The following is a 19,939-nucleotide window of genomic DNA, read 5'->3' as shown; positions in this document are numbered from 1 at the left end:
AGAACGGTGATCACAATGAAGTGGAACAACAAGGCGACCGCGCTGGCGGTCTTCGGTGTGGCGGCGACCCTCACCCTCGCGGGCTGCTCGGGCGGCTCGGCGTCCGGCGGCGCGTCGGGCGGGTCGGACGGCGGTTACAAGATCGCGTTCGTGCAGGGCGTCGCCGGAGATGAGTTCTACATCTCCATGCAGTGCGGCATCCAGGCCGAGGCCGAGAAGGAAGGCGCGACCGTCACCACGCAGGGCCCCGAGAAGTTCGACCCGACCCTGCAGAAGCCCATCGTCGACGCCGTCGTCGCCTCCAAGCCCGACGCGCTGCTGATCGCCCCCACCGACGTGTCCGCCATGCAGGCGCCCATCGCGGCGGCCGAGGCCGCCGGCATCAAGGTGGTCCTCGTCGACACGACGCTGGAAGACCCCTCCGGCGCGGTCTCGCAGATCTCCTCCGACAACAACGGCGGCGGCGCCGCGGCGTTCGAGGCGATCCAGAAGGCCAACCCCAACGGCGGCAAGGTGCTCGTCGTCTCGACCGACCCGGGTGTGTCGACGACCGACGCGCGTGCCCAGGGCTTCGAAGACGCCGTCGCCAAGGACAGCAAGTTCAGCTCCGTGGGCGTGCAGTACTCGCACAACGAGCCCTCCACCGCCGCCGAGATCGTCACCGCGGCCCTGCAGAAGGACCCCGACATCGTCGGCATCTTCGCCGCCAACCTGTTCGCCGCCGAGGGCTCCGCCACGGGTGTGCAGCAGGCCGGCAAGCAGGGTCAGGTCACGATCGTCGGCTTCGACGCTGGTCCCGCGCAGGTGAAGGCCCTCGAGGCCGGCACCGTGCAGGCCCTCGTCGCGCAGGAGCCCGCCACCATCGGCCAGGACGGCGTGCAGCAGGCCATCGCCGCCCTCAAGGGCGAGCCCACCGAAGCCAAGATCCAGACCGGCTTCACCATCCTCACCAAGGACAACATCGACACCGACGGCAAGGACGCGGTGTACAAGTCCAGCTGCTGACGTTCGATCCCGGATGCCGGGATCCGGAGCGACTGCCCGGGTCCCGGCATCCGCCCCTCTCCTCTCGGTTTGGGGCGGGTTTCGTTGTTCGGGGCGAGAAAATCCCGCCCCGAACGACGGAATCCGCCCCGAACCCGCCCACCCCTCACGCCACGCCAGGTCCCTGAGCCTGTCGAAGGGCCGGGACCCACCCGGCTCCCGCCACGCCAGGTCCCGGAGCCTGTCGAAGGGACCGGGACCACCAGCCCCCGGACTCGCGCAACCCCAGGTCCCTGAGCTTGTCGAAGGGCCCGGGACCACCCGCCCCTCCCGCCCGGAGGCTTCGACAGGCTCAGCCACCGGACTCGCTCACCCGCCCCTCTCCACGAACCACGGAGCCCCGCATGACCGACCTCACCGCCGCCGCCCTCCCCTCCCTCGCGGCGAACGTCTCCGTTCCGACGTACGACAGGTCGGCCGTGCGCTCGCGCATCGTGCACTTCGGTGTGGGCGGCTTCCACCGGGCGCACGAGGCCATGTACCTCGACCGCCTGCTCGAAGCCGGCCACACCGAGTGGGGCCTGTGCGGGGTCGGGGTCTTGTCGTTCGACGCGGCCATGCGCGATGCCCTCGCCGCGCAAGACGACCTCTACACCCTCGTCACCACCGCCCCCGACGGCACCTCCGCGGCGCGCGTCGTGGGCTCGATCGTCGAGTACCTCTTCGTGCCCGACGACCCCGAGGCGGTCGCCGCCAAGCTCGCCGACCCCGACACCGCGATCGTCTCGCTCACCATCACCGAGGGCGGTTACGGCATCGACGACGCCACCGGCGACTACGCCCCGCGCGACGAGGCGACCCTGGCCGACCTCGACGGAGCGACCCCTCCGCGCAGCGTCATGGGCCTGCTCACCGAGGCTCTCCGCCGACGCCGGGATGCCGGCATCCCGGCCTTCACCGTCATGTCGTGCGACAACATCCAGGGCAACGGACACGTCGCCCGCGCCGCCCTGCTCGGTTTCGCCGAGCGGCGCGACGCCGCGCTGTCGGGCTGGATCGCCGAGAACGTGTCGTTCCCGAACTCGATGGTCGACCGCATCACCCCCGTGACCACCGACGAGACGCGCGACGCGATCGCCTCGGAGTTCGGCATCCGCGACCGTTGGCCGGTGCGCAGCGAGTCGTTCGAGCAGTGGGTTCTCGAAGACGCCTTCCCCGCCGGCCGCCCGCCATTCGACGAGGTCGGGGTGCAGCTCGTCGACGACGTCGAGCCCTACGAACTGATGAAGCTGCGCCTGCTCAACGCCTCGCACCAGGCGATGAGCTACCTCGGCATCCTCTCGGGCGCGCACTACGTGCACGAGGTGTGCACCGACCCGCTGTTCATCGACTTCCTGCAGGGCTACATGCACGACGAGGCGATCCCGACGCTGCGTGCGGTTCCGGGGATCGACCTCGACGCGTACTGCGACCAGCTCATCGCCCGTTTCGGCAGCGAGGCGATCCGCGACACCCTCGCGCGTCAGGTCGTCGACGGCTCGGACCGCCTGCCGAAGTTCCTGCTGCCCGTCGTGCGCGAGCAGCTCGCCTCGGGCGGACGCATCGACCACGCGGCCCTCGTGCTCGCGGGCTGGAGCGTCTTCCTCGAGGGGCGGACCGAGTCGGGCGAGCAGACCCCGGCCGTCGACAGTCGTCTCGACGAGCTGCGCGCGATCGTCGCGGACGATCCCGCAAGACTGCTCGACTACGCGCCGGTCTTCGGCGACCTCGGGCAGAACCCGCGCTTGCGCGAGGCCTACCTGGCGGCCCGCGCGTCGCTGGCCGCGCGCGGCGCCCGTGGCGCGATCGCCGAAGTCAACGGCGCGTGAGTCCCGCGAACGCAGGCGGCTGAGCCTGTCGGAGCTATCGGCCCCCGCTCCTTGCCGGTCCCTTCGACAGGCTCAGGGACCTTCGACAGGCTCAGGCACCTCCGACAAGCCCAGGGACCTTCGACAAGCCCAGGGACCTCCGACAAGCCCAGGGACCTCCGACGATCTCAGCGACCCTCGTCCTCTCAGAGACGCCGCAACCACCCGGCGATCCCGTCGTGGAAGCGCTCGGTCTCCTGGTTGGCCTCGTTGCAGTGTCCGGTGGCGTCGAACGCCAGGAGCTCGGCATCCGGATGCCGTTCGACGTAGGCGACCGACCCCGAGAACGGCACCACCGGGTCGACCCTGCTGTGCACGATGAGGGTCGGGATGCCGGGACCCGGGCGCTGCGGTCCGACCCAGGTCAGCGCGCGGGCGTCGACGGCTTCGACGAGGCCGAGCGCACGGGCACCCACGGGGCTGCCGAGCACGCGCATCGAGGCGGCCGCCACGGTGCGCGGCAGGTGAGCGGATGCCACGGCGTTCTCGACGATGCGCGTCCAGTCCAGCGCCGGGGCGACGAGCACGAGCCCGACGAGGGCGTCGCGATGGGCCGACTGCTCCGCCGCGAGCATCGCGATGGTGCCGCCCATCGACCAGGCCACGAGCACGATCTCGCGTGCCCCGCGTTCCACCGCGTAGGCGATGGCGTCGTCGACGTCGCGCCACTCGCGCGTGCCGAGCGTCGAGGGCAGGGTGTCGGCGGGGGCGCACTCCTCGTCGCCGGCGTACGACACGACGAGCGACGTCCACCCGGCGTCGACGGTCGCCGGAGCCGACCGCAGCGCACCGTTGCGGCTCGAGCGCAGGCCGTGCACGTGGATGGTCCACCGCCCGTCGGCCGTGGCCTCGTCGCCGATCTCCCACGCCTCGGCCACCCCGCCGCGGCGGAGCGGAATCGACACGTGCCGTGTGGGACCGACGTCTTCGGGGGCGCCGATGTTCTGCGAGGTCCACGCGGCGATCACCTCGCCGTCTGCGAGACCCGAGGGACGTTCGAGCACGGTGCGCACCACGCGGTCGCCGTCGGTGCGGACCACCTCGCCGACCCTCAGGTGCGACCCGTCGTCGAGCCGCAGACCGTAGGTGCCCGGTTGCAGACTGTCGGCCGTGGCGGGGACCGAGACGGTGTCGCCCTTGATCAGGGCGGGCGAGAACACCTTCGGTGCGCGCGGTGCGATCAGCCTCCGCGCGACGTACCCGGCGAGGGCGGTGTGCGCGAGGGCGACGGTCGCGGCGGTCGCACCGGCGCCGATGGCGAGCGAACGAATCATGAGCGAGCTCCCGAGGTCTGACGGGTGAGGTGGGCGTCGACGTCGTCGAGCAGGGCGCGCTGATCGGCCGCGAGCGGCGTCGAGGTGGCGATGGCGGCGTCTTCGATCGCGACCCGCAGAGCGTGCAGACGCGTGTCGGCGACCGCATCGGCGGCGAGCCCCGGCGGCATGCTCACACCGCGTTCACGAGCGACCTCGTCGACACGCGCGAGCAACGTCTCGCCACGTCGGTGGATCGCGGTGGTGGTCCTCGAGGCCACGAAGATCCCGATGACGAACGAGACGACACCGAGGTAGAACAGCGGGTCGAACAGGGCGCTGACGACGGCGTTCGGGGCGAAGAAGCGCGTGAGGGTCAGATCGACGATCTCGCTGACGCATCCCGCCACGATCCCCACGGCACCGAGGCGGAAGAACACCCGCGTGCGCGTCAGCGACACCCTCGCCGACGCGCAGAGCAGCGCCCCGACGAAGGCGATCCCGGCCATGTGCACCACGCCGTAGAACCAGGCGCCGGTCGAGGTGGCTGCGGCCTCTTCCAAGAAAAAGAACGACGACGCGGTCCTGTCGGGCATGGCGGCGAAGAAGACGACGACGAACACGACGCCGAGCACGATCGGCACACGCCACCGCAGGGTGCGCACGCGGGCGGTCACCGGGGCGGTGCCCGCCTGCACGCCGAGCCACAGCGCGACCATCGTGAGCACGTTCTGCACCAGCTTCAGCACGTTCGTGCCCCCGAGTGCACCGTCGAGCACCTCGAGCGGCACCACCGTGCCCTGGGTGAGCAGCGCCACCACCCCGACCGCGGCGGCGAGCCACGCGATGCGTGCCCGCGGCTGCTGCCACGCGACCCGCGCTCGCAGCACCACCACGAGGAGCAACCCCGCGAGCGCCGCATCGATGAGCAGCACCGTCACCATGACGACTCGGCCACCCTCGGCGAGGCGTACAGCAGACGCGCGATGCGGTGAGCGACGTGCTCCGCGACGAGTTCCGCCTCGTATTCCGGAGTCGTGAGGCCGGGAGCGGCGTGGGGCGACGCCGCGGAGCGCTCGTGCAGCGCCCCCGAGCAGTGCGCGTCATCGAGAAGATGCCCCAGTTCGTGCGAGGCGGCGAACTGGCTGTAGACGGTGGCATCCGAGGCCCGCACGTGGATGCTGCCCGCGCGCCGATCGGCGAAATACGCCAGGAAGCCGGTCATCGTGCCCCAGTGCGCCGTGTCGATCTCGGGCACGATGGTCAAGCGGACCTCGAGGGCCTTCTCGACCGCCGCGACGACGTCGTCGAAGGTCATCCCCGGGGTCAGTGCGGCGCGGCGGAACGCCGCGTCTCCGCGCTCACGCACGCGAGTGAGGATCTCGTCCGACTCGTTCACGACCGTTCCCCCTTGCGTCCGCTCACGTCGCGGGCGGCCTGCCGCGCAGCGACCGGGCGATGGCGCGCAACGCGTCGGGGGACATCTCGCCGAGGGCCCGGAACTGAATGCTGCTGGCCCCGGCCTCGCGCATCGCCCCGCGCAGTTCGAGCTCCGCCTCGGTGCGATCGGTGACCGTCTCGTCGGTGTAGTCGGTGAGGTATTCGGCCGGCACGTCCGCCCATTCGGTGACGGCGCGCAGCACTTCTTCGTCGAGCACGACCGTGTTGGTCGTCGCGGCGAGCAGCGCCCGCGCGCTCTCGGCCAGGGCCGGGTCGATGCCGTCGAGAACGGCGAGGAGATCCGACTCTCGTGAGCCGTGGCTCGCGATGAGACGTCGCACGCGTTCGGCGATCGGACCCGCCGGTACGCGCATCTCGATGCGGGGCGCGGCAGCCGGGTTGGCGAGCTCTTCGGGGCTCACTCCGAGGGCCGCGGCGAGTGCCTCGATGTCGTTCGTGTTGTAGGGCAGAGAGAAGCCGGCGCGCGACTGGTAGTAGCTCTTCGTCATGCCGGCGCGCGTCAGCAGCTCGCCCACCGTGAGGCCCTTGGCCTGACGGAGGCGATCCACATTCGCCACCACTCGGCGGGAGTACCGCGAGGGCGGTCCGACAGCGCCGCGACCCACGTGTCGATCCTAGACGTCACCCTTCGGCACGTCAGGGGTTGTATTTACGAACATGCATTGGATGCTATTTACGAGTCGCTGTGCTTGGATGGAAACCACCGTGAGCAGGGCGGCCGTGGGGGACCCCCGCTCGCGCAGATCGGATGCGCCATGCGCTCCGGTCGTCGGCAGCGGGTGCGGCGCCGTTGGGGGGCGCCGCGCTCGCTCGCCTCCGCTGCGCGTGCACCGCGACGATCAGAGTCCGCAGGACTCCCGCTCGACGAGTGAGACGTCGATGACGGTCACCTCGTCGAGCCCCAGGCCCGCGTCGGGCTCGAGGCGTGCGAACACCCGCTCGGCGGCGAGCGCGCCGATGCGGCGCGGGTCCTGGTCGATGACGGTGACCGAGGGGGTCAGCGTGTCGGCCATCGGGAAGTCGCCGAACCCGACGAAGGGCATCGGGGCGCCGCGCAGCACGTGGGCGAGCGCCATCGACGAGCGCGCGTTGGCCGAGAACAGGGCCGTGGGCGGTTCGGCCAGGGCGCGGAGGTCTTCGAGGGCGGATGCCGCGGACCCACGGTCCGACACCTGCGAGACGACCAGCTGTTCGTCGATCTCGATCCCGGCCTCGGTGAGCGCGCGGCGCCAGCCGTCGATGCGCTTGGTCTCGGTCGACAGGTGCACCCGGTCGCCGAGGTAGGCGATGCGCCGGTGGCCGTGCGAGACGAGGTGGCTCGTCGCCAGGTGGGCGCCGGCCTCGTCGTTCTCGGTGAAGGTGTCGGTGTGCAGACCCGCCGGGGCGCGGTCGACGAAGACGATGGGGGTGTGCCCGCGCCAGCGCTCGAGCCACGAGTGGTCGGTCCCCACGGGGGCGATCACCAGCCCCGTCAACTGTCGACCGAGCAGCGATTCGAGCGCCGGCCTCTCGTCATCCGGGTCTTCGCCGAGGCTCGTCACGAGCGTCGAGAGGCCGTGGCTGCGCGCGGTGTCTTCGACGGCACGCGCGATCGCGGCGAAGAACGGGTCGACGACGTCGGGGACGGCCACGCCGATCACCGAGGCGCGCCCCGCGCGGAAGGTGGTCGCGAGTGCGTTGGGCACGTAGTTCAGCTCGCGCATCGCGGTTTCGACCAGCGCGCGCGTGTCGGGGAGCACATGGGGGTCGTCGTTGAACACGCGCGACACGGTCTTGGTGCTGACGCCCGCGCGCAGGGCGACATCGCGCATGGTCGTCACGAGGCACCTCCGAGGTGAATGGGCGGGACGGGGTCGAATCGCCACCCTATCCGCCGGTCTGCGTGCCCCCGTGTCAGCGCGGCCTCGCGCGTCGAGGGGCACCCCGCCCGCGCGGCGGCGTACCGACCCTCCCCCGCGTGCACCCGCGGAGGGATCGACCGCCGCGCGGGCGAGGTCATCTCAGCGCCCGTCGACGGCGTCGGCGAGCTCGCGCAGACGCGGCAGGGCACGACCCGAGAGCAGCTCCTCGCGACGAGCGGCGTCGATCGAGAGGCTGTCCTTCCAGAGCGATCGACCGGCCATGGCACCCGAGGCGCCGTTCGCGACGGCGGTGCGCACCTGCTCGATGAAGGTCTCGTGGTCAACGCCGGCCGACAGCACGGCCCACGGCACGCCCTGGGCGACCTCGGTCACACGGGCGCTCGCCTCGGCGGAGCCGGGGTACTGGAGCTTGAGGATCTTCGAGCCGCACGCCACGGCGAGCGCGGCCCCGTCGACGACCAGGTCGGCGAACTTCGCCTTGTACTCCTCGTCACTCTCGTCCTCGAGCTGGTAGGTCAGCAGCTCGACGATGAGCAGCAGTCCCTCGTCGTCGCACGCCTGCACCAGGTCGCGGATCTCCTGCGCGACGCGGGAGTCGGCATCCTGCTTGTCGGGGCGGGTGTAGTACAGCATCTTGGCGACGGTGCCGCCCATGTCGCGCACCGTGCGAGGGGTGACACCCGGCACGAAGCGGGTGTACTTCAGGCCGTCGACGGTCTCGAAGCCCGAGGCGTCCAGGCCCACGACGAGCCCGGTGTCGCGGTCGAGCACACCGTCGTCGACGATCTGGGGCAGCGCGACCTCGGGGTCGAGCAGGATGGCCGGTGCGTGGTTGGCGAGGTGGCGCACGAGGTCGGCCTTCACCTCGGCGAGCTCTTCGCGCGAGATCGCGTCGGAGCCGTTCGGGGCGTCCTTGATGGCGGCTTTCATGCCGTTGCGCTGGTCGGCGGCGACGATGAGCATGTGCCCCTCGGGGGTGCTGATCGACTGGAGCGCGCGGCGCTCGAGCGTGGTGAGTTCGTTCATGATCTCTCTTCTCTGGGGTCTGTTCGCGCGTCCGATCGGGACGGGCGCGGCGGGTGGGAAGTCAGGAGGGGACGGATGCCGAGACGAGGCGCCGCGCCATGTCGGCGGCTCCCCACGCGACGTCCTGCTCACGGGTGGACAGGGACGGATCGGGAAGCACTTCGGCGCGCGCGCGGCGGACGCTCGCCATGCCCGCCCAGCCGCCGGTGAGGGTGGAGCGGGTCGCCGGCGCGACCTCGCGGTCCATGGCCTCGATAAGGGCGGCGACCTCGTCGTTGCTGTGCCGGAGCACCGCACCGAAGATCTCCGCGGGTGACGCCTCGGTGTGCAGGGTCAGGCGCAGCACGCCGTCGTCGTTGCGCGCACCGGTGACCTCGATCGCGCCGGCGGGGAGCTCTCCCTCGTACGGCAGAGCCATGACGGCGGCGTCGAGGGCGTCGCGCCCGGCGCGGTCGCTGATGCCCGCGGCGTGCAGGGCGCGCCGCAGCAGCAGGCCGGTCTTCACTCCGGCGACGAGCACGTGCTTGCCGGGGACGACGTGACGCACCTCGTTGATGAGGGCGTCGGCCAGACGCTGCCGCGCCGCGAAGCCGAGGGGTTCGTCGAGAACGCGCAGCAGCACCTCGGCGGTGCCGAGCGAGACGTGGTAGCCGTCGGCGTCGAGCGTGCCGTTGGCCTGCGCGGCGACGAGGTGGTCGTGGCCGGCGACGGTGAGCGCGGCGCCCGCGAGTCGCGGGCCGAAGGCGTCGGATGCCGTGCCCCAGGGCAGACCGCCTCCGCGCAGCGGCGGCAGCAGGTCGGCGTCGACGCCGAGTGCGTCGAGCATCGCGGGCCAGGCGGCGCCGGAGTCCTGGTCGATGAGGCCCGTGCGCGAGGCGAGCGAGAGCTCGAGGGCGACGTCGCCGCCGAGGGCCGCGACGACGAACTCGGGCAGGTCGAGCCAGCGCAGGCCCGCGAGCGAGGTGCCCTGGTCGCGCAGCCAGGCGAGCTTCGCGACGCTCACCTGCGCGCCGAGCGGCAGGCCCGTGCGTCCGGCGAACTCGGTGCGCACGGCATCCGGGAAGACCGCGATCTGCTCCCACCCGCGCGGATCGAACCACGCGAAGCCGGGGGCGACGGCGCGACCGTCGGCGTCGATGAGGATCCCGGTCTCGCCCATGCCCGCGACGGCCAGCGAGGCCAGCGGCTCGGGCGTGAGCGGCGCGAGCTGGGCGTCGACGAATCCGACGAGCGCGCGGACGGCGGCGAGCAGGTCGTCGGCGTCGATGTCGGTCGTTCCGCCCTCGCCCACGCGCCACGGGGTGGGCACCTGGGCGCTGGCGATCTCGGTGCCGTGGTCGTCGATGACGAGCATCTTCACGCCCGTGCTGCCGAGGTCGATCCCCCCGTGCAGGCGCAGAGCCGCGGCGGCGGGAACATCAGCGGGGGCGGATGCCGTGACACCGGTGTCTTGCATGAGCGGCCGTCCTTTCCGGAACTTCTTCGAGTCCCGGAATTTCAAGCATGACACCGGTGACTTGCTACGTCTATGGTGGGGGTATGCCGTCGCCGTGTCAAATACCCGATTCGCTCGCCGTCGTCGTCGCCGGACCCGCCGGCAGCGGCAAGAGCACCCTGGGCCGCGCGATCGCCGCCGAGCTCGGTGCTGCGCTCGTCGACCTCGACAGCGTGACGACTCCCCTGCTCGACGCCCTCCCCGCCGATGCGCTGGGCGGCCACTGGCTCACCTCGCCTTTCGCGGCCGAGATCCGAGCCGGCCGGTACGCGGCACTGCGTGCGACGGCGGCCGACGTGCTCTCGACCGCGGGCCGCGTCGTCGTGGTGGCACCCTTCAGCGCCGAACTCGCCGGGGGCGACGAGTGGCAGGCGCTGCGCGATGCGTTCTTCCCCACCGCGCCCGTCGTCGTGCACGTCGACGGAGACCCGTCCGTGCTGGCCTCCCGTCGCGCCGATCGAGCCGCCGCCCGCGACGCGCACCGCCCCGACACCCCCGCCGTCGCCCCGGCGATCGAAGTGCTCGGCGTCGACGCCGAGCTCTCGACCGCGCAGCAGCTCGCGCGCGTGCTACCCGCACTCGGCATCCGACGTCCGGTGCCCGCTGACGCCGAGATCTTCTCCCGCGAGTTCGACGCCGTGCTCTTCGACCTCGACGGCACGCTCGTCGACTCCACGGCATCCGTCGTGCGCTCCTGGCGTCGCTTCGCCGAGCACTTCGAGGTGTCGATGGAGGCGCTGCACGCCAACCACGGCCAGCCCGCACGCACCCTCGTGGGGGCCCTGCTCCCCGCCGATCGCCACGCGGAGGCCCTCGCGCACGTCACCGACCTCGAGGTGACCGATGCCGTGGGCCTGCAGCCCATCCGCGGGGCCGACGTCTTCTTCGACGCCGTCCCGGCCGAGCGCCGCGCGATCGTCACCTCGGGATCCGTGCCGATCGCCACGGCCCGCCTGGCCGCGGCCGGCTACGCGAAGCCGGCGGTGTTCGTGACCGTCGACGACGTGGTCAACGGCAAGCCCGACCCCGAGCCGTTCCTGCTGGCGGCCGAGCGGCTCGGTTTCTCGCCGGACCGCTGCCTCGTCGTCGAAGACGCCCCCGCCGGCATCGCCGCCGCCCGCGCCGCCGGCTGCGCGGTGATCGCCCTCACCGGCACGACCGCCGAAGAGGAACTGACGGCCGACCTCGTCGTCGACGGGCTGGATGCCGTGCGGCTCGAGGTCACGGCATCCGGCGCGCTCCGGCTCGCCCCGGCCTGATCACGCGACCGCCACGACGACGCCCGAGCCGAGCTCAGCGGACACAAGCCGCACAGTTTAGGACCATCGACGCATCGGCTGAGTGTTCTCTCTCGTCCGTAGCGCGCCCACCGGACGCTGCTTACTCTGGGCTCAATCGCGCATCTTCAGGCTCTTGATCGGACAGAGTGAGCGGCCGCCGCCTCGTGTCGCACCCGAACTCGACGAAGTTGCTCTCCCCCTCGAGACCAGAAAGAGCACCCATGAGTTCGGATGACAGGACCAATACCTGCAGCTACCACATGGCCGGCGATCTCCCGGCCGGCGGCGATCACCTCGGCGGCACCTTCGGCCAGGCGCCGAGCCTCGACGGCTGGTATCCGCAGCGGTTGAAGGTCGAGCTGCTGCACCGCAACGGCGTCGCCGCCGACCCGCTCGGTGCCGACTTCGACTACGCGGCGGCGTTCGCCACGATCGATCTCGACGCGCTCAAGGCCGACATCAAAGAACTGCTCACCACCTCGGTCGACTGGTGGCCGGCGGATTACGGCAACTACGGCCCGCAGATGATCCGCATGGCCTGGCACGCCGCGGGCACGTACCGCATCGCCGACGGACGCGGCGGGGCGGGAACGGCGATGCAGCGATTCGCACCGATCGGCAGCTGGTGGGACAACGGCAACACCGACAAATCCCGCCGTCTGCTGCAGCCGATCAAGCACAAGTACGGCAACGCGCTGTCGTGGGCCGACCTCATGGTGTTGACCGGCAATTGCTCGCTCGAGTTGATGGGACTGCCGACCTACGGCTTCGCCGGAGGACGACTCGATGCGTGGGAGCCCGACGACGGCACCTGGTGGGGCCCCGAGGTCTGGAACCCGCACAACGTTCAGAGCCCCGACGAGATGGTCAGTCGTGACGAACGCTGGCACGGCGAGAACGGCGACGCGGACTACGACCTGCAGAGCCCCTTGGCCGCCTCGCACCAGGCCCTGATCTACGTCAACCCCGAGGGACCGTACGCCAACGGCGACCCGATGGGCTCGGCGCGCGACATCCGCATCACCTTCACCCGCATGGCGATGAACGATGAGGAGACCGTCGCGCTGATCGCCGGCGGCCACGCGTTCGGCAAGAGCCACGGCCAGGTACCCGCGTCGAAGATCGGCCCCTCGCCCGAGCTGGCGCCGATCGAGTCGATGGGTCTCGGATGGCACAACCCGGTGGGCAGCGGCAACGCCGAGAACACCTCGACCAACGGCATCGAGGGCAGCTGGACCCCGAACCCGATCCAGTGGGACAACACCTACCTCGAGAACCTGTTCGCGTTCGACTGGGAGCAGACGAAGAGCCCGGCCGGCGCCCTGCAGTGGACTCCCACCGACCCCAACGCGCCGAAGACCCCCGACGCGCACGTGCCCGGGCAGATGAACCCGCTGATGATGATGACCTCGGACATCGCCCTGAAGGTCGACCCGGCGTACCGGGCCGTGTGCGAACGCTTCCTGGCCGACTTCGACCTCTTCACGCTGGCGTTCTCGAAGGCCTGGTACAAGCTCACGCATCGCGACATGGGCCCGAAGCACCGCTACCTCGGACCCGAGGTCACCATCGCCGACGACCTGCTCTGGCAGGATCCCCTGCCCGACGCCGAGGGAACCGCCCTCGACGAAGCGGATGTGGCGAGCCTCAAAGAGGCCGTCATCGCGACGGGGGCGTCCGTGTCCGACCTCGTCTACACGGCCTATGCCGCCGCGTCGACCTATCGCGACAGCGACAAGCGCGGCGGTGCGAACGGTGGCCGTCTCGCCCTCTCGCCCCAGAAGGACTGGGCGATCAACCGCCGCACCATCCCGGTGGTCGACGCGCTGCGGTCGGTGCAAGCGGAGTTCGCCGCGTCGTCGGGCGGGCGGCAGGTGTCGCTTGCCGACCTCATCGTGCTCGCCGGCACGGCCGCCGTGGAGCGGGCGGCGCGGGCGGCGGGCTCCGACGTCGACGTCGCGTTCACCCCGGGTCGCGTCGACACGACGCAGGAACTCACCGACATCGAGATGTTCGAGTGGCTCCGGCCCGTGGCGGACGGCTTCCGCAACTTCGTGTCGGAGCGATTCGACCAGTTCGCGCCCGGCGTCGCCCCCGAGGCGGCGTTCCTCGACAAGGCGAACCTCTTCACGCTCACCGCACCCGAGTGGACCGTCCTGACCGCAGGCCTGCGCGTCCTCGGCGCGAACTGGGACGGGTCCGATACAGGTGTCTTCACGGAACGCGTCGGCGTCCTGACGACGGATTTCTTCGTCAACCTGACCGACACGGATCTGGTCTGGACGAAAGACGACGACACCGCGTCGACCTTCACCGGCCGCGTCCAGGCGACCGGTGAGGCACGCTGGCGGGCCTCGAGGAACGACCTCGTGTTCGGCTCGAACGCGCAGCTGCGCTCGATCGCCGACGCCTACGCCGGCACCGACGGACAGGAGAGATTCGTCCGCGACTTCGCCCAGGTGTGGTCGAAGGTCATGATGCTGGACCGCTACGACGTCAAGGGCCACCGGCGCTACGGCGTGATGGCCGCCTGACCGGCGCTGCACCTCTGCAGATGGTCACCCCCTCTCACAACGGAGAGGGGGTGACCATTTTCCGGACCCGCTGCGCTGCTACCGCGTCGCGCGCTCCAGCAGCTCCAGCACGTGCACGTACGTCTCGCCCGTCGCCTTCGTCATGCCCAGCTCGCAGGTGCGGTTGCACGACGCGAAGGCATCGGCACCGAGCCCGGCGACCTCGGCCGCCTCGGGGGCCGTGGCCGCCTCGGTGAGTTCCGGATGCAGCATGCCCCGGTCCCCCGCGTAGGCGCAGCAGCCCCACGCGTCGGGCACGCGCACCTCCGAGGCGACGGCCTCGCCCAGCGCGCGCAGGGCAGGGTCGATGCCCAGCTGCGTCGACGAGCACGTCGGGTGCAGAGCCAGCAGCTCGGCCACCGGCGTGGGCTCGAGGTGCGGAAGCAGAGCGGATGCCGCGAAGGCCACGGCATCCACCACCCTCACTCCCTCGTCGCGCAGGGTCGCCGCGAATCCCTCGGTGCAGCTGGAGGCGTCGCACACCACCGGCAGCTCGCCCCCGCGGGAGGCCGCGGCCACCGCCGCCCGGACCCGGGCCGACATCGTCGCGTGGCCCTTCGCGTACCCCTTCGACGACCACGGCGTGCCGCAGCACAGCGCATCGATCCCCTCGGGCACGATCGCCGAGACCCCCGCCCGCTCGAGCAGCCGCGCGAACGCCTCGGTCGCGCCGATGCCGTCGGAGGAGGCGGGTCCGAACATGCTCCCGACGCACGCCGGCAGGAACACCGCGCTCGGCTCGACCCCCACGGCGCCGACCACCCGACCCAAGGCCTTCCGCGACGCTCCGCCGCCGGGCAGCTCGTCCGCGTAGCGGGGCATCGTGTCGGTGCCGAGCACCGCGCGCGCGGCATCCGTCACCGCCCGCACCGCCGGCGTCGGCAGCACGGAGGCGACCGAGAGGGCCGCAGACCCCGCACGCGTCACCGCGCCCCACCCCGTCGCCGCAGCCGACCAGCCGGCGGCGAGCACGGGGTTGGCGTCCTCGCGGCGGAAGCGCTTCATGAGCGTGCCGGTGTTGATGAGCACGGGGCACGCCGTCTGGCACATGCCGTCGACCGCGCAGGTCTGCACGCCGTCGTAGTCGTAGTCCTTCTCGAGCTCCGCGACGAGCGCTCCGTCACCGCGCTCGCGAGCGGCGGTCGACGCGCGCCGCACGACGATGCGCTGGCGCGGGGTGAGGGTGAGCGAGCGGCTCGGGCACACCGGCTCGCAGTATCCGCACTCCACACAGCGGTCGGCCTCGGGCTCGATCGACACCGGCGTCTTGAGGTTTCGCATGTGCGCGGCCGGGTCGTCGTCGATGATGACACCCGGGTTCAGGATGCCGCGGGGGTCGAGCAGGCGCTTGAGCCGCACCATCACGTCGTACAGCTCGTCGCCGTACTGCCGCCGCACGTAGGGCGCCATCGCGCGACCCGTGCCGTGCTCGGCCTTGAGGTTGCCACCCGCGTCGAGCACGAGGTCGACCATCGCGTCGGTGAACCCCTCGAAGCGGCCGAGGGCCTTCGCGCCCTCGAACCGGTCGGTGAGCATGAAGTGGATGTTGCCGTCTTTGGCGTGACCGAAGATCACACTGTCGGCGTAGCCGTAGCGCGCGAACAGCTCCTGGAGCCCCCCGCAGGTGTCGGCGAGGCGTTCGACGGGCACGACCACGTCTTCGAGCAGGGCCGTGGTGCCGCTCGGGCGGGCGCCGGCGACCGAGGCGTAGAGGCCCTTGCGGAAGGTCCACGCGGCCGCGCGGTCGGCGGCGTCGCTCGAGAAGACCGCGGGGGTGCGCAGGTCCTGCTCCCCCAGCACGTGCGATCCACTCTCGGCGAGCGCGCGCAGGGCCTCGAGGTCGTCGGCGTGATACTCCACGAGCAACGCCGCCTGGGTCGTCGCGTCGAAGCCGTGGATCGCGGCGGGAGTCCCGGCCAGACGCTGGCCGACGCGGAGCGAGGTGGCATCCATCAGCTCCAGGGTCGCCGCGCCCGTCGCGACCAGCGCGGGAAGAGACCGCGTGGCGGCGTCGAGCGTCGGGAACACCGCGAGGGTCGTGGCGTTCGCGGGTCGGATCGGCACGGTGCGGAAGGTCGCCTCGGCGACGAACGCGAGCGTCCCCTCCGAGCCGACGACCAGGTGGGCGAGCAGGGCGGCGGGGGTGTCGAAGTCGACGAAGGCGTTGAGGGCGTAGCCCATGGTGTTCTTCATGGCGAACTGCCGCTCGATGAGCGCGACGCTCGCAGGGTCCGACACCACCCGCTCGCGCAGCCGCATGAGCTCGTCGACGAGCGCGGGCTCGCGCTGGGCGAGCAGCCGATCGGCGTCGGGGTCGGCGGTGTCGACGACGGTTCCGGATGCCAGTACCAGCACGACCGATTCGAGGGTGCGGTACGAGTTCTCGACCGTTCCGCACGCCATGCCGCTGGAGTTGTTGGCGACGACTCCGCCGATGGTGCACGCGGCCTCGCTCGCGGGATCGGGGCCGAGGCGGTGCCCGTGCCGCAGGAGCCGCGCGTTGACCTGACGCACGGTGGCCCCCGGCTGCGAGCGCACACGCCGGCCACCGTCGAGCACGTCGATGCGCCCGAATCCCTGCCGCACGTCGACCAGCAGGCCCGACCCGGCCGACTGCCCCGACAGGCTCGTGCCCCCGGATCGAAAGGTCACGGGCGTGCCCGACGCCGTCGCCGCGCGCATCACGGCGCCGACCTCGGCGGCATCCGACGCGATCACGACCGCCTCGGGCGTCAGCAGGTAGTGCGAGGCGTCGTTGGCGTACGCGACCCGGTCGATGGCGCGCGTGCGCACACGGGACGGATCACCGACGGCGGCGAGCACGGGCGCGAGATTCATGCGGCGTCCTCCGGGGTGAGCGGGCGATCGAGCTCCGGCGAGGTCTCGACGAAAGCCCGGATGCCGAGCGGCGGCCCCGCCACGAGCGTCGACGCGTGCGCGACGGCGTGGGCGCCCCACTCGGCGGCCGACGCGGCCGCGACGGCGAGCGGGTCGGCGCCGGAAGCGTTCGCCGCGGGAGCACGCGTGAGGCCGAGGAGGAAACCGGCGAGAGCGGCATCGCCGGCCCCCGCGGTGTTGGCGACGTACGGGGCCTCGGCGCGGGCGAAGACCGCGCGCTCGGCCGTGACGGCGAGCAGCCCGTCTCCGCCCAAGCTGGCCACGACGGTCTCGACGCCGCGTCCGATGATCTCGCGTGCGGCATCGACGACCTCGCCGAGAGTCGCGAGAGGGCGACCGACGGCTGCGGCGAGCTCCTCCGCGTTCGGGGTGAGCAGGTCGATACCGACGGGGTCGGCCAGCAGCGCGGCGAGGGCCGCGCCGCTGGTGTCGACGGCGAGACGCACTCCGCGCTCGGCGGCCCCCGCGCGCACGGCGGCGAGATCGACGAGGGCACCGGTTCCGGCGAGCTCGGGAAGGCTCCCCGACAGCACGAGCCACGACGCGGCGCAGCGGTCGAGCTCTCCGAGCGTCAGCGAGACCGTGGCCTCCCAGGCCTCCGGCGACAGCGGCGGAGTCGGGGCGTTGACCTTGGTCGTCGCCCCGTCGGCGTCGATGATCGAGGTGTTCACGCGCGTCGCGCCGGGTACCTCGACGATGCGCAGCAGGGGCGCGGTCAGACCGCAGCGCGCGAACCGCACGTCGTCGGCGCCGAGCACCACCACGGCGGAGGCGTCCGCACCTCCGGCTGCGAGCGCGGCCGCGACGTTGACGCCCTTGCCGCTCACCTCGCGGGTGTAGCTGTCGGCGCGCGCGAAGGCCCCGCGGCGGAGCGTTCCGACCCGATACGTGGCGTCGATGGCGCCGGCGGCGGTCAGGGTGACGATGCCGCTCATGCGGCGCGTCCCGTCACGACGCCGAGCAGCCGTTCGACCTCGGCGGCGACCGCCGCGCGACCGGGAGCCAGCCAGCGGCGCGGGTCGATGGCATCCGGATCCCGCTCGAGTTCGGCGCGCACCGCCGAGGTGAGCACCTGGTTGAGGTGCGTGCCGATGTTGATCTTGCGCATGCCCGCGCGCACCGCTGCGTCGATGCCGGCGTCGGCGACACCGCTCGAGCCGTGCAGCACGAGGGGCACGGGGAGTTCGGCGGCGAGTCGCGCGATCAGTTCCCCGTCGAGGGTGGCACTGCGCTCGCGCATCGCGTGCTCGCTGCCCACCGCCACCGCGAGGGCGTCGACGCGCGTCTCGCTTACGAAGCGCACGGCCTCGGCGACGTCGGTGCGCACCCCGGGGGCGTGAGCGCCCTTGCCGCCGATCTCGCCGAGCTCGGCCTCGATCCATCCGCCCGCCGCGTGCACGCGTTCGGCGACGGCGGCGGTGCGCGCGAGGTTCTCGGCGTCGGTCAGGTGAGCGGCGTCGAACATGACCGAACGGATGCCGACCGCCAGGGCCTCGTCGACGAGGGGCTCGTCGGTGGCGTGGTCGAGGTGCACCACGACGCCTACCCGTGCCGTTTCGGCCAGCCGGAGGGCGGCGGAGGCGGCGGGGGCCAGACCGCCGTGGAAGGCGATGGCGTTCTGCGAGAGCTGCAGGATCACGCCGGTGCCGGCGGTCTCGGCTCCGGTCACGATCGCCTCGGCGACCTCGAGGGTGATGAAGTTGAAGGCCCCGACCGCGCGGTGCGCGGCGAGCAGGGCGGGCATGTCGGCCAGCGGCACGGCGGTGTCTCTCTTGTCGGGGCGGGTGTTGCGCGAGCCCGGTGGCTGAGCCTGTCGAAGCCCCCGGGAGGGAGTGCGGGTGTTGCGCGAGCCCGGTGGCTGAGCCTGTCGAAGCCCCCGGGCGGGAGGGCGGGGTGTTGCGCGAGCCCGGTGGCTGAGCCTGTCGAAGCCTCCGGGCGGGAGTGCGTGGTGTTGCGCGAGCCCGGTGGCTGAGCCTGTCGAAGCCTCCGGGCGGGAGTGCGGGGTGTTGCGCGAGCCCGGCGGCTGAGCCTGTCGAAGCCTCCGGGCGGGAGGGGCGGGTGGTCCCGGCCCTTCGACAAGCTCAGGGACCTGGCGTTGCGCGAGCCCGGTGGCTGAGCCTGTCGAAGCCTCCGGGCGGGAGGGGCGGATGCCGAGACCCCGCGCAACGGCGAGATCCCGGCATCCGGAATCGATCAGCAGGACGACTTGTACACCGCGTCCTTGCCGTCGGTGTCGATGTTGTCCTTGGTGAGGATGGTGAAGCCGGTCTGGATCTTGGCTTCGGTCGCCTCGCCCTTCAGCGCCGCGATGGCCTGCTGCACGCCGTCTTCGCCGATGGTGGCGGGCTCCTGCGCGACGAGCGCCTGAACCGTTCCCGCCTGCAGGGCCTTGACCTGGGCGGGGCCCGCGTCGAAGCCGACGATGGTGACGGCGCCCTGCTTGCCGGCCTGCTGCACGCCGGTGGCCGAGCCCTCGGCGGCGAACAGGTTGGCGGCGAAGATGCCCACGATGTCGGGGTCCTTCTGCAACGCGGCGGTGACGATCTCGGCGGCGGTGGAGGGCTCGTTGTGCGAGTACTGCACACCGACCGACGAGAACTTCGAGTCCTTCGCGACGGCGTCTTCGAAGCCCTTCGCGCGGGCGTCGGTGGTGGAGATGCCGGGGTCGACCGAGACCACGAGCACCTTGCCGCCGTTGGGGTTGGCATCCTGGATGGCCTTGAACGCGGCAGCCCCGCCGCCTTCGTTGTCGGAGGAGATCTGCGAGACCGCACCGGAGGGGTCTTCCAGCGTCGTGTCGACGAGGACCACCTTGATGCCGGCAGCCTCGGCCGCCGCGATGGGCGCCTGCATGGCCGACACGTCGGTGGGGGCGATCAGCAGCGCGTCGGGCTTGGAGGCGACGACGGCGTCGACGATGGGCTTCTGCAGGGTCGGGTCGAACTTCTCGGGGCCCTGCGTGGTGACGGTGGCCCCCTCCTTCTCGGCCTCGGCCTGGATGCCGCACTGCATGGAGATGTAGAACTCATCTCCGGCGACGCCCTGCACGAACGCGATCTTGTAACCGCCGTCCGACCCGCCCGACGCACCGCCGGACGAGGAGCCGCCGGAGCACCCGGCGAGGACGAGGGTGGCTGCGGCGCCGAGGGTGGCGAACGCGAGAACCTTCTTGTTCCACTGCATTGTGATTGCCTGTTCTC

Annotated in this window: 15 protein-coding genes; 4 read left to right on the top strand and 11 right to left on the bottom strand. The window is 71.7% G+C overall.

Annotated elements, in window-relative coordinates; translation table 11 throughout:
• Nucleotides 1-15: 15 nt before the first annotated feature.
• Both LPW41_RS12065 and LPW41_RS12060 read left to right on the top strand, forming a co-directional pair.
• A complete protein-coding gene (locus tag LPW41_RS12065; protein ID WP_144832150.1) occupies nucleotides 16-1,005 on the top strand; it encodes an ABC transporter substrate-binding protein in 990 nt (329 codons plus the stop codon).
• Nucleotides 1,006-1,388: 383 nt separating this feature from the next.
• Nucleotides 1,389-2,852 (top strand): mannitol dehydrogenase family protein, encoded by a 1,464-nt coding sequence (locus LPW41_RS12060; RefSeq protein ID WP_230704971.1) that lies wholly within the window; start codon nucleotides 1,389-1,391, stop codon nucleotides 2,850-2,852.
• A gap of 185 nt (nucleotides 2,853-3,037) precedes the next feature.
• Here LPW41_RS12060 and LPW41_RS12055 read toward each other — a convergent pair whose 3' ends face one another.
• From LPW41_RS12055 to LPW41_RS12025, 7 genes are all read right to left on the bottom strand, one after another.
• Nucleotides 3,038-4,165, bottom strand: coding sequence for a carboxylesterase (locus LPW41_RS12055; protein ID WP_154097230.1), 1,128 nt, complete (start codon nucleotides 4,163-4,165; stop codon nucleotides 3,038-3,040).
• The gene (locus tag LPW41_RS12050) at nucleotides 4,162-5,088 is read right to left on the bottom strand and encodes a hypothetical protein (RefSeq protein ID WP_144832142.1); all 927 of its coding nucleotides are present in this window, start codon (nucleotides 5,086-5,088) and stop codon (nucleotides 4,162-4,164) included. The genes LPW41_RS12055 and LPW41_RS12050 overlap by 4 nt, the downstream gene beginning before the upstream one ends.
• Complete coding sequence (locus LPW41_RS12045) at nucleotides 5,082-5,543, bottom strand: hypothetical protein (RefSeq protein WP_230704970.1); 462 nt, start codon at nucleotides 5,541-5,543, stop codon at nucleotides 5,082-5,084. Before LPW41_RS12045 ends, LPW41_RS12050 begins: the two co-directional genes overlap by 7 nt.
• A 22-nt stretch (nucleotides 5,544-5,565) precedes the next feature.
• Nucleotides 5,566-6,210 carry a helix-turn-helix domain-containing protein gene (locus LPW41_RS12040; protein ID WP_144832135.1) on the bottom strand — a complete coding sequence of 215 codons (645 nt, stop codon included), beginning with the start codon at nucleotides 6,208-6,210 and terminating at the stop codon, nucleotides 5,566-5,568.
• 234 nt (nucleotides 6,211-6,444) lie between these two features.
• Nucleotides 6,445-7,416, bottom strand: a complete 972-nt coding sequence (locus LPW41_RS12035) for a LacI family DNA-binding transcriptional regulator (RefSeq protein WP_144833095.1) — start codon at nucleotides 7,414-7,416, stop codon at nucleotides 6,445-6,447.
• Nucleotides 7,417-7,605: 189 nt separating this feature from the next.
• Complete coding sequence (locus LPW41_RS12030; protein WP_144832132.1) at nucleotides 7,606-8,493, bottom strand: tagatose-bisphosphate aldolase; 888 nt, start codon at nucleotides 8,491-8,493, stop codon at nucleotides 7,606-7,608.
• A 61-nt stretch (nucleotides 8,494-8,554) separates the two neighbouring features.
• Nucleotides 8,555-9,949 (bottom strand): L-fuculokinase, encoded by a 1,395-nt coding sequence (locus LPW41_RS12025; RefSeq protein ID WP_230704969.1) that lies wholly within the window; start codon nucleotides 9,947-9,949, stop codon nucleotides 8,555-8,557.
• 83 nt (nucleotides 9,950-10,032) lie between these two features.
• Here LPW41_RS12025 and LPW41_RS12020 point away from each other — a divergent pair, with 83 nt between their 5' ends.
• Both LPW41_RS12020 and katG read left to right on the top strand, forming a co-directional pair.
• A complete protein-coding gene (locus tag LPW41_RS12020) occupies nucleotides 10,033-11,247 on the top strand; it encodes an HAD-IA family hydrolase (RefSeq protein ID WP_186325480.1) in 1,215 nt (404 codons plus the stop codon).
• 242 nt (nucleotides 11,248-11,489) lie between these two features.
• Complete coding sequence (gene katG / locus LPW41_RS12015; RefSeq protein WP_230704968.1) at nucleotides 11,490-13,802, top strand: catalase/peroxidase HPI; 2,313 nt, start codon at nucleotides 11,490-11,492, stop codon at nucleotides 13,800-13,802.
• 78 nt (nucleotides 13,803-13,880) lie between these two features.
• Here katG and LPW41_RS12010 read toward each other — a convergent pair whose 3' ends face one another.
• From LPW41_RS12010 to LPW41_RS11995, 4 genes are all read right to left on the bottom strand, one after another.
• A complete protein-coding gene (locus LPW41_RS12010; RefSeq protein ID WP_230704967.1) occupies nucleotides 13,881-16,679 on the bottom strand; it encodes an FAD-binding and (Fe-S)-binding domain-containing protein in 2,799 nt (932 codons plus the stop codon).
• The gene (locus LPW41_RS12005; protein WP_230704966.1) at nucleotides 16,676-17,674 is read right to left on the bottom strand and encodes a PfkB family carbohydrate kinase; all 999 of its coding nucleotides are present in this window, start codon (nucleotides 17,672-17,674) and stop codon (nucleotides 16,676-16,678) included. The genes LPW41_RS12010 and LPW41_RS12005 overlap by 4 nt, the downstream gene beginning before the upstream one ends.
• Nucleotides 17,671-18,498: a class II fructose-bisphosphate aldolase gene (locus tag LPW41_RS12000; RefSeq protein WP_230704965.1), complete on the bottom strand. Its 828-nt coding sequence runs from the start codon at nucleotides 18,496-18,498 to the stop codon at nucleotides 17,671-17,673. The genes LPW41_RS12005 and LPW41_RS12000 overlap by 4 nt, the downstream gene beginning before the upstream one ends.
• 434 nt (nucleotides 18,499-18,932) lie before the next feature.
• Nucleotides 18,933-19,922, bottom strand: coding sequence for an ABC transporter substrate-binding protein (locus LPW41_RS11995; protein WP_144832111.1), 990 nt, complete (start codon nucleotides 19,920-19,922; stop codon nucleotides 18,933-18,935).
• Between the last annotated feature and the right edge of the window lie 17 nt (nucleotides 19,923-19,939).

This window comes from Microbacterium sp. JC 701 (genome assembly GCF_021026215.1).
Lineage (GTDB): Bacteria > Actinomycetota > Actinomycetes > Actinomycetales > Microbacteriaceae > Microbacterium > Microbacterium algihabitans.
Note: the sequence above shows the minus strand (reverse complement) of the source record. Positions and strands in the feature narration are given on the sequence as shown.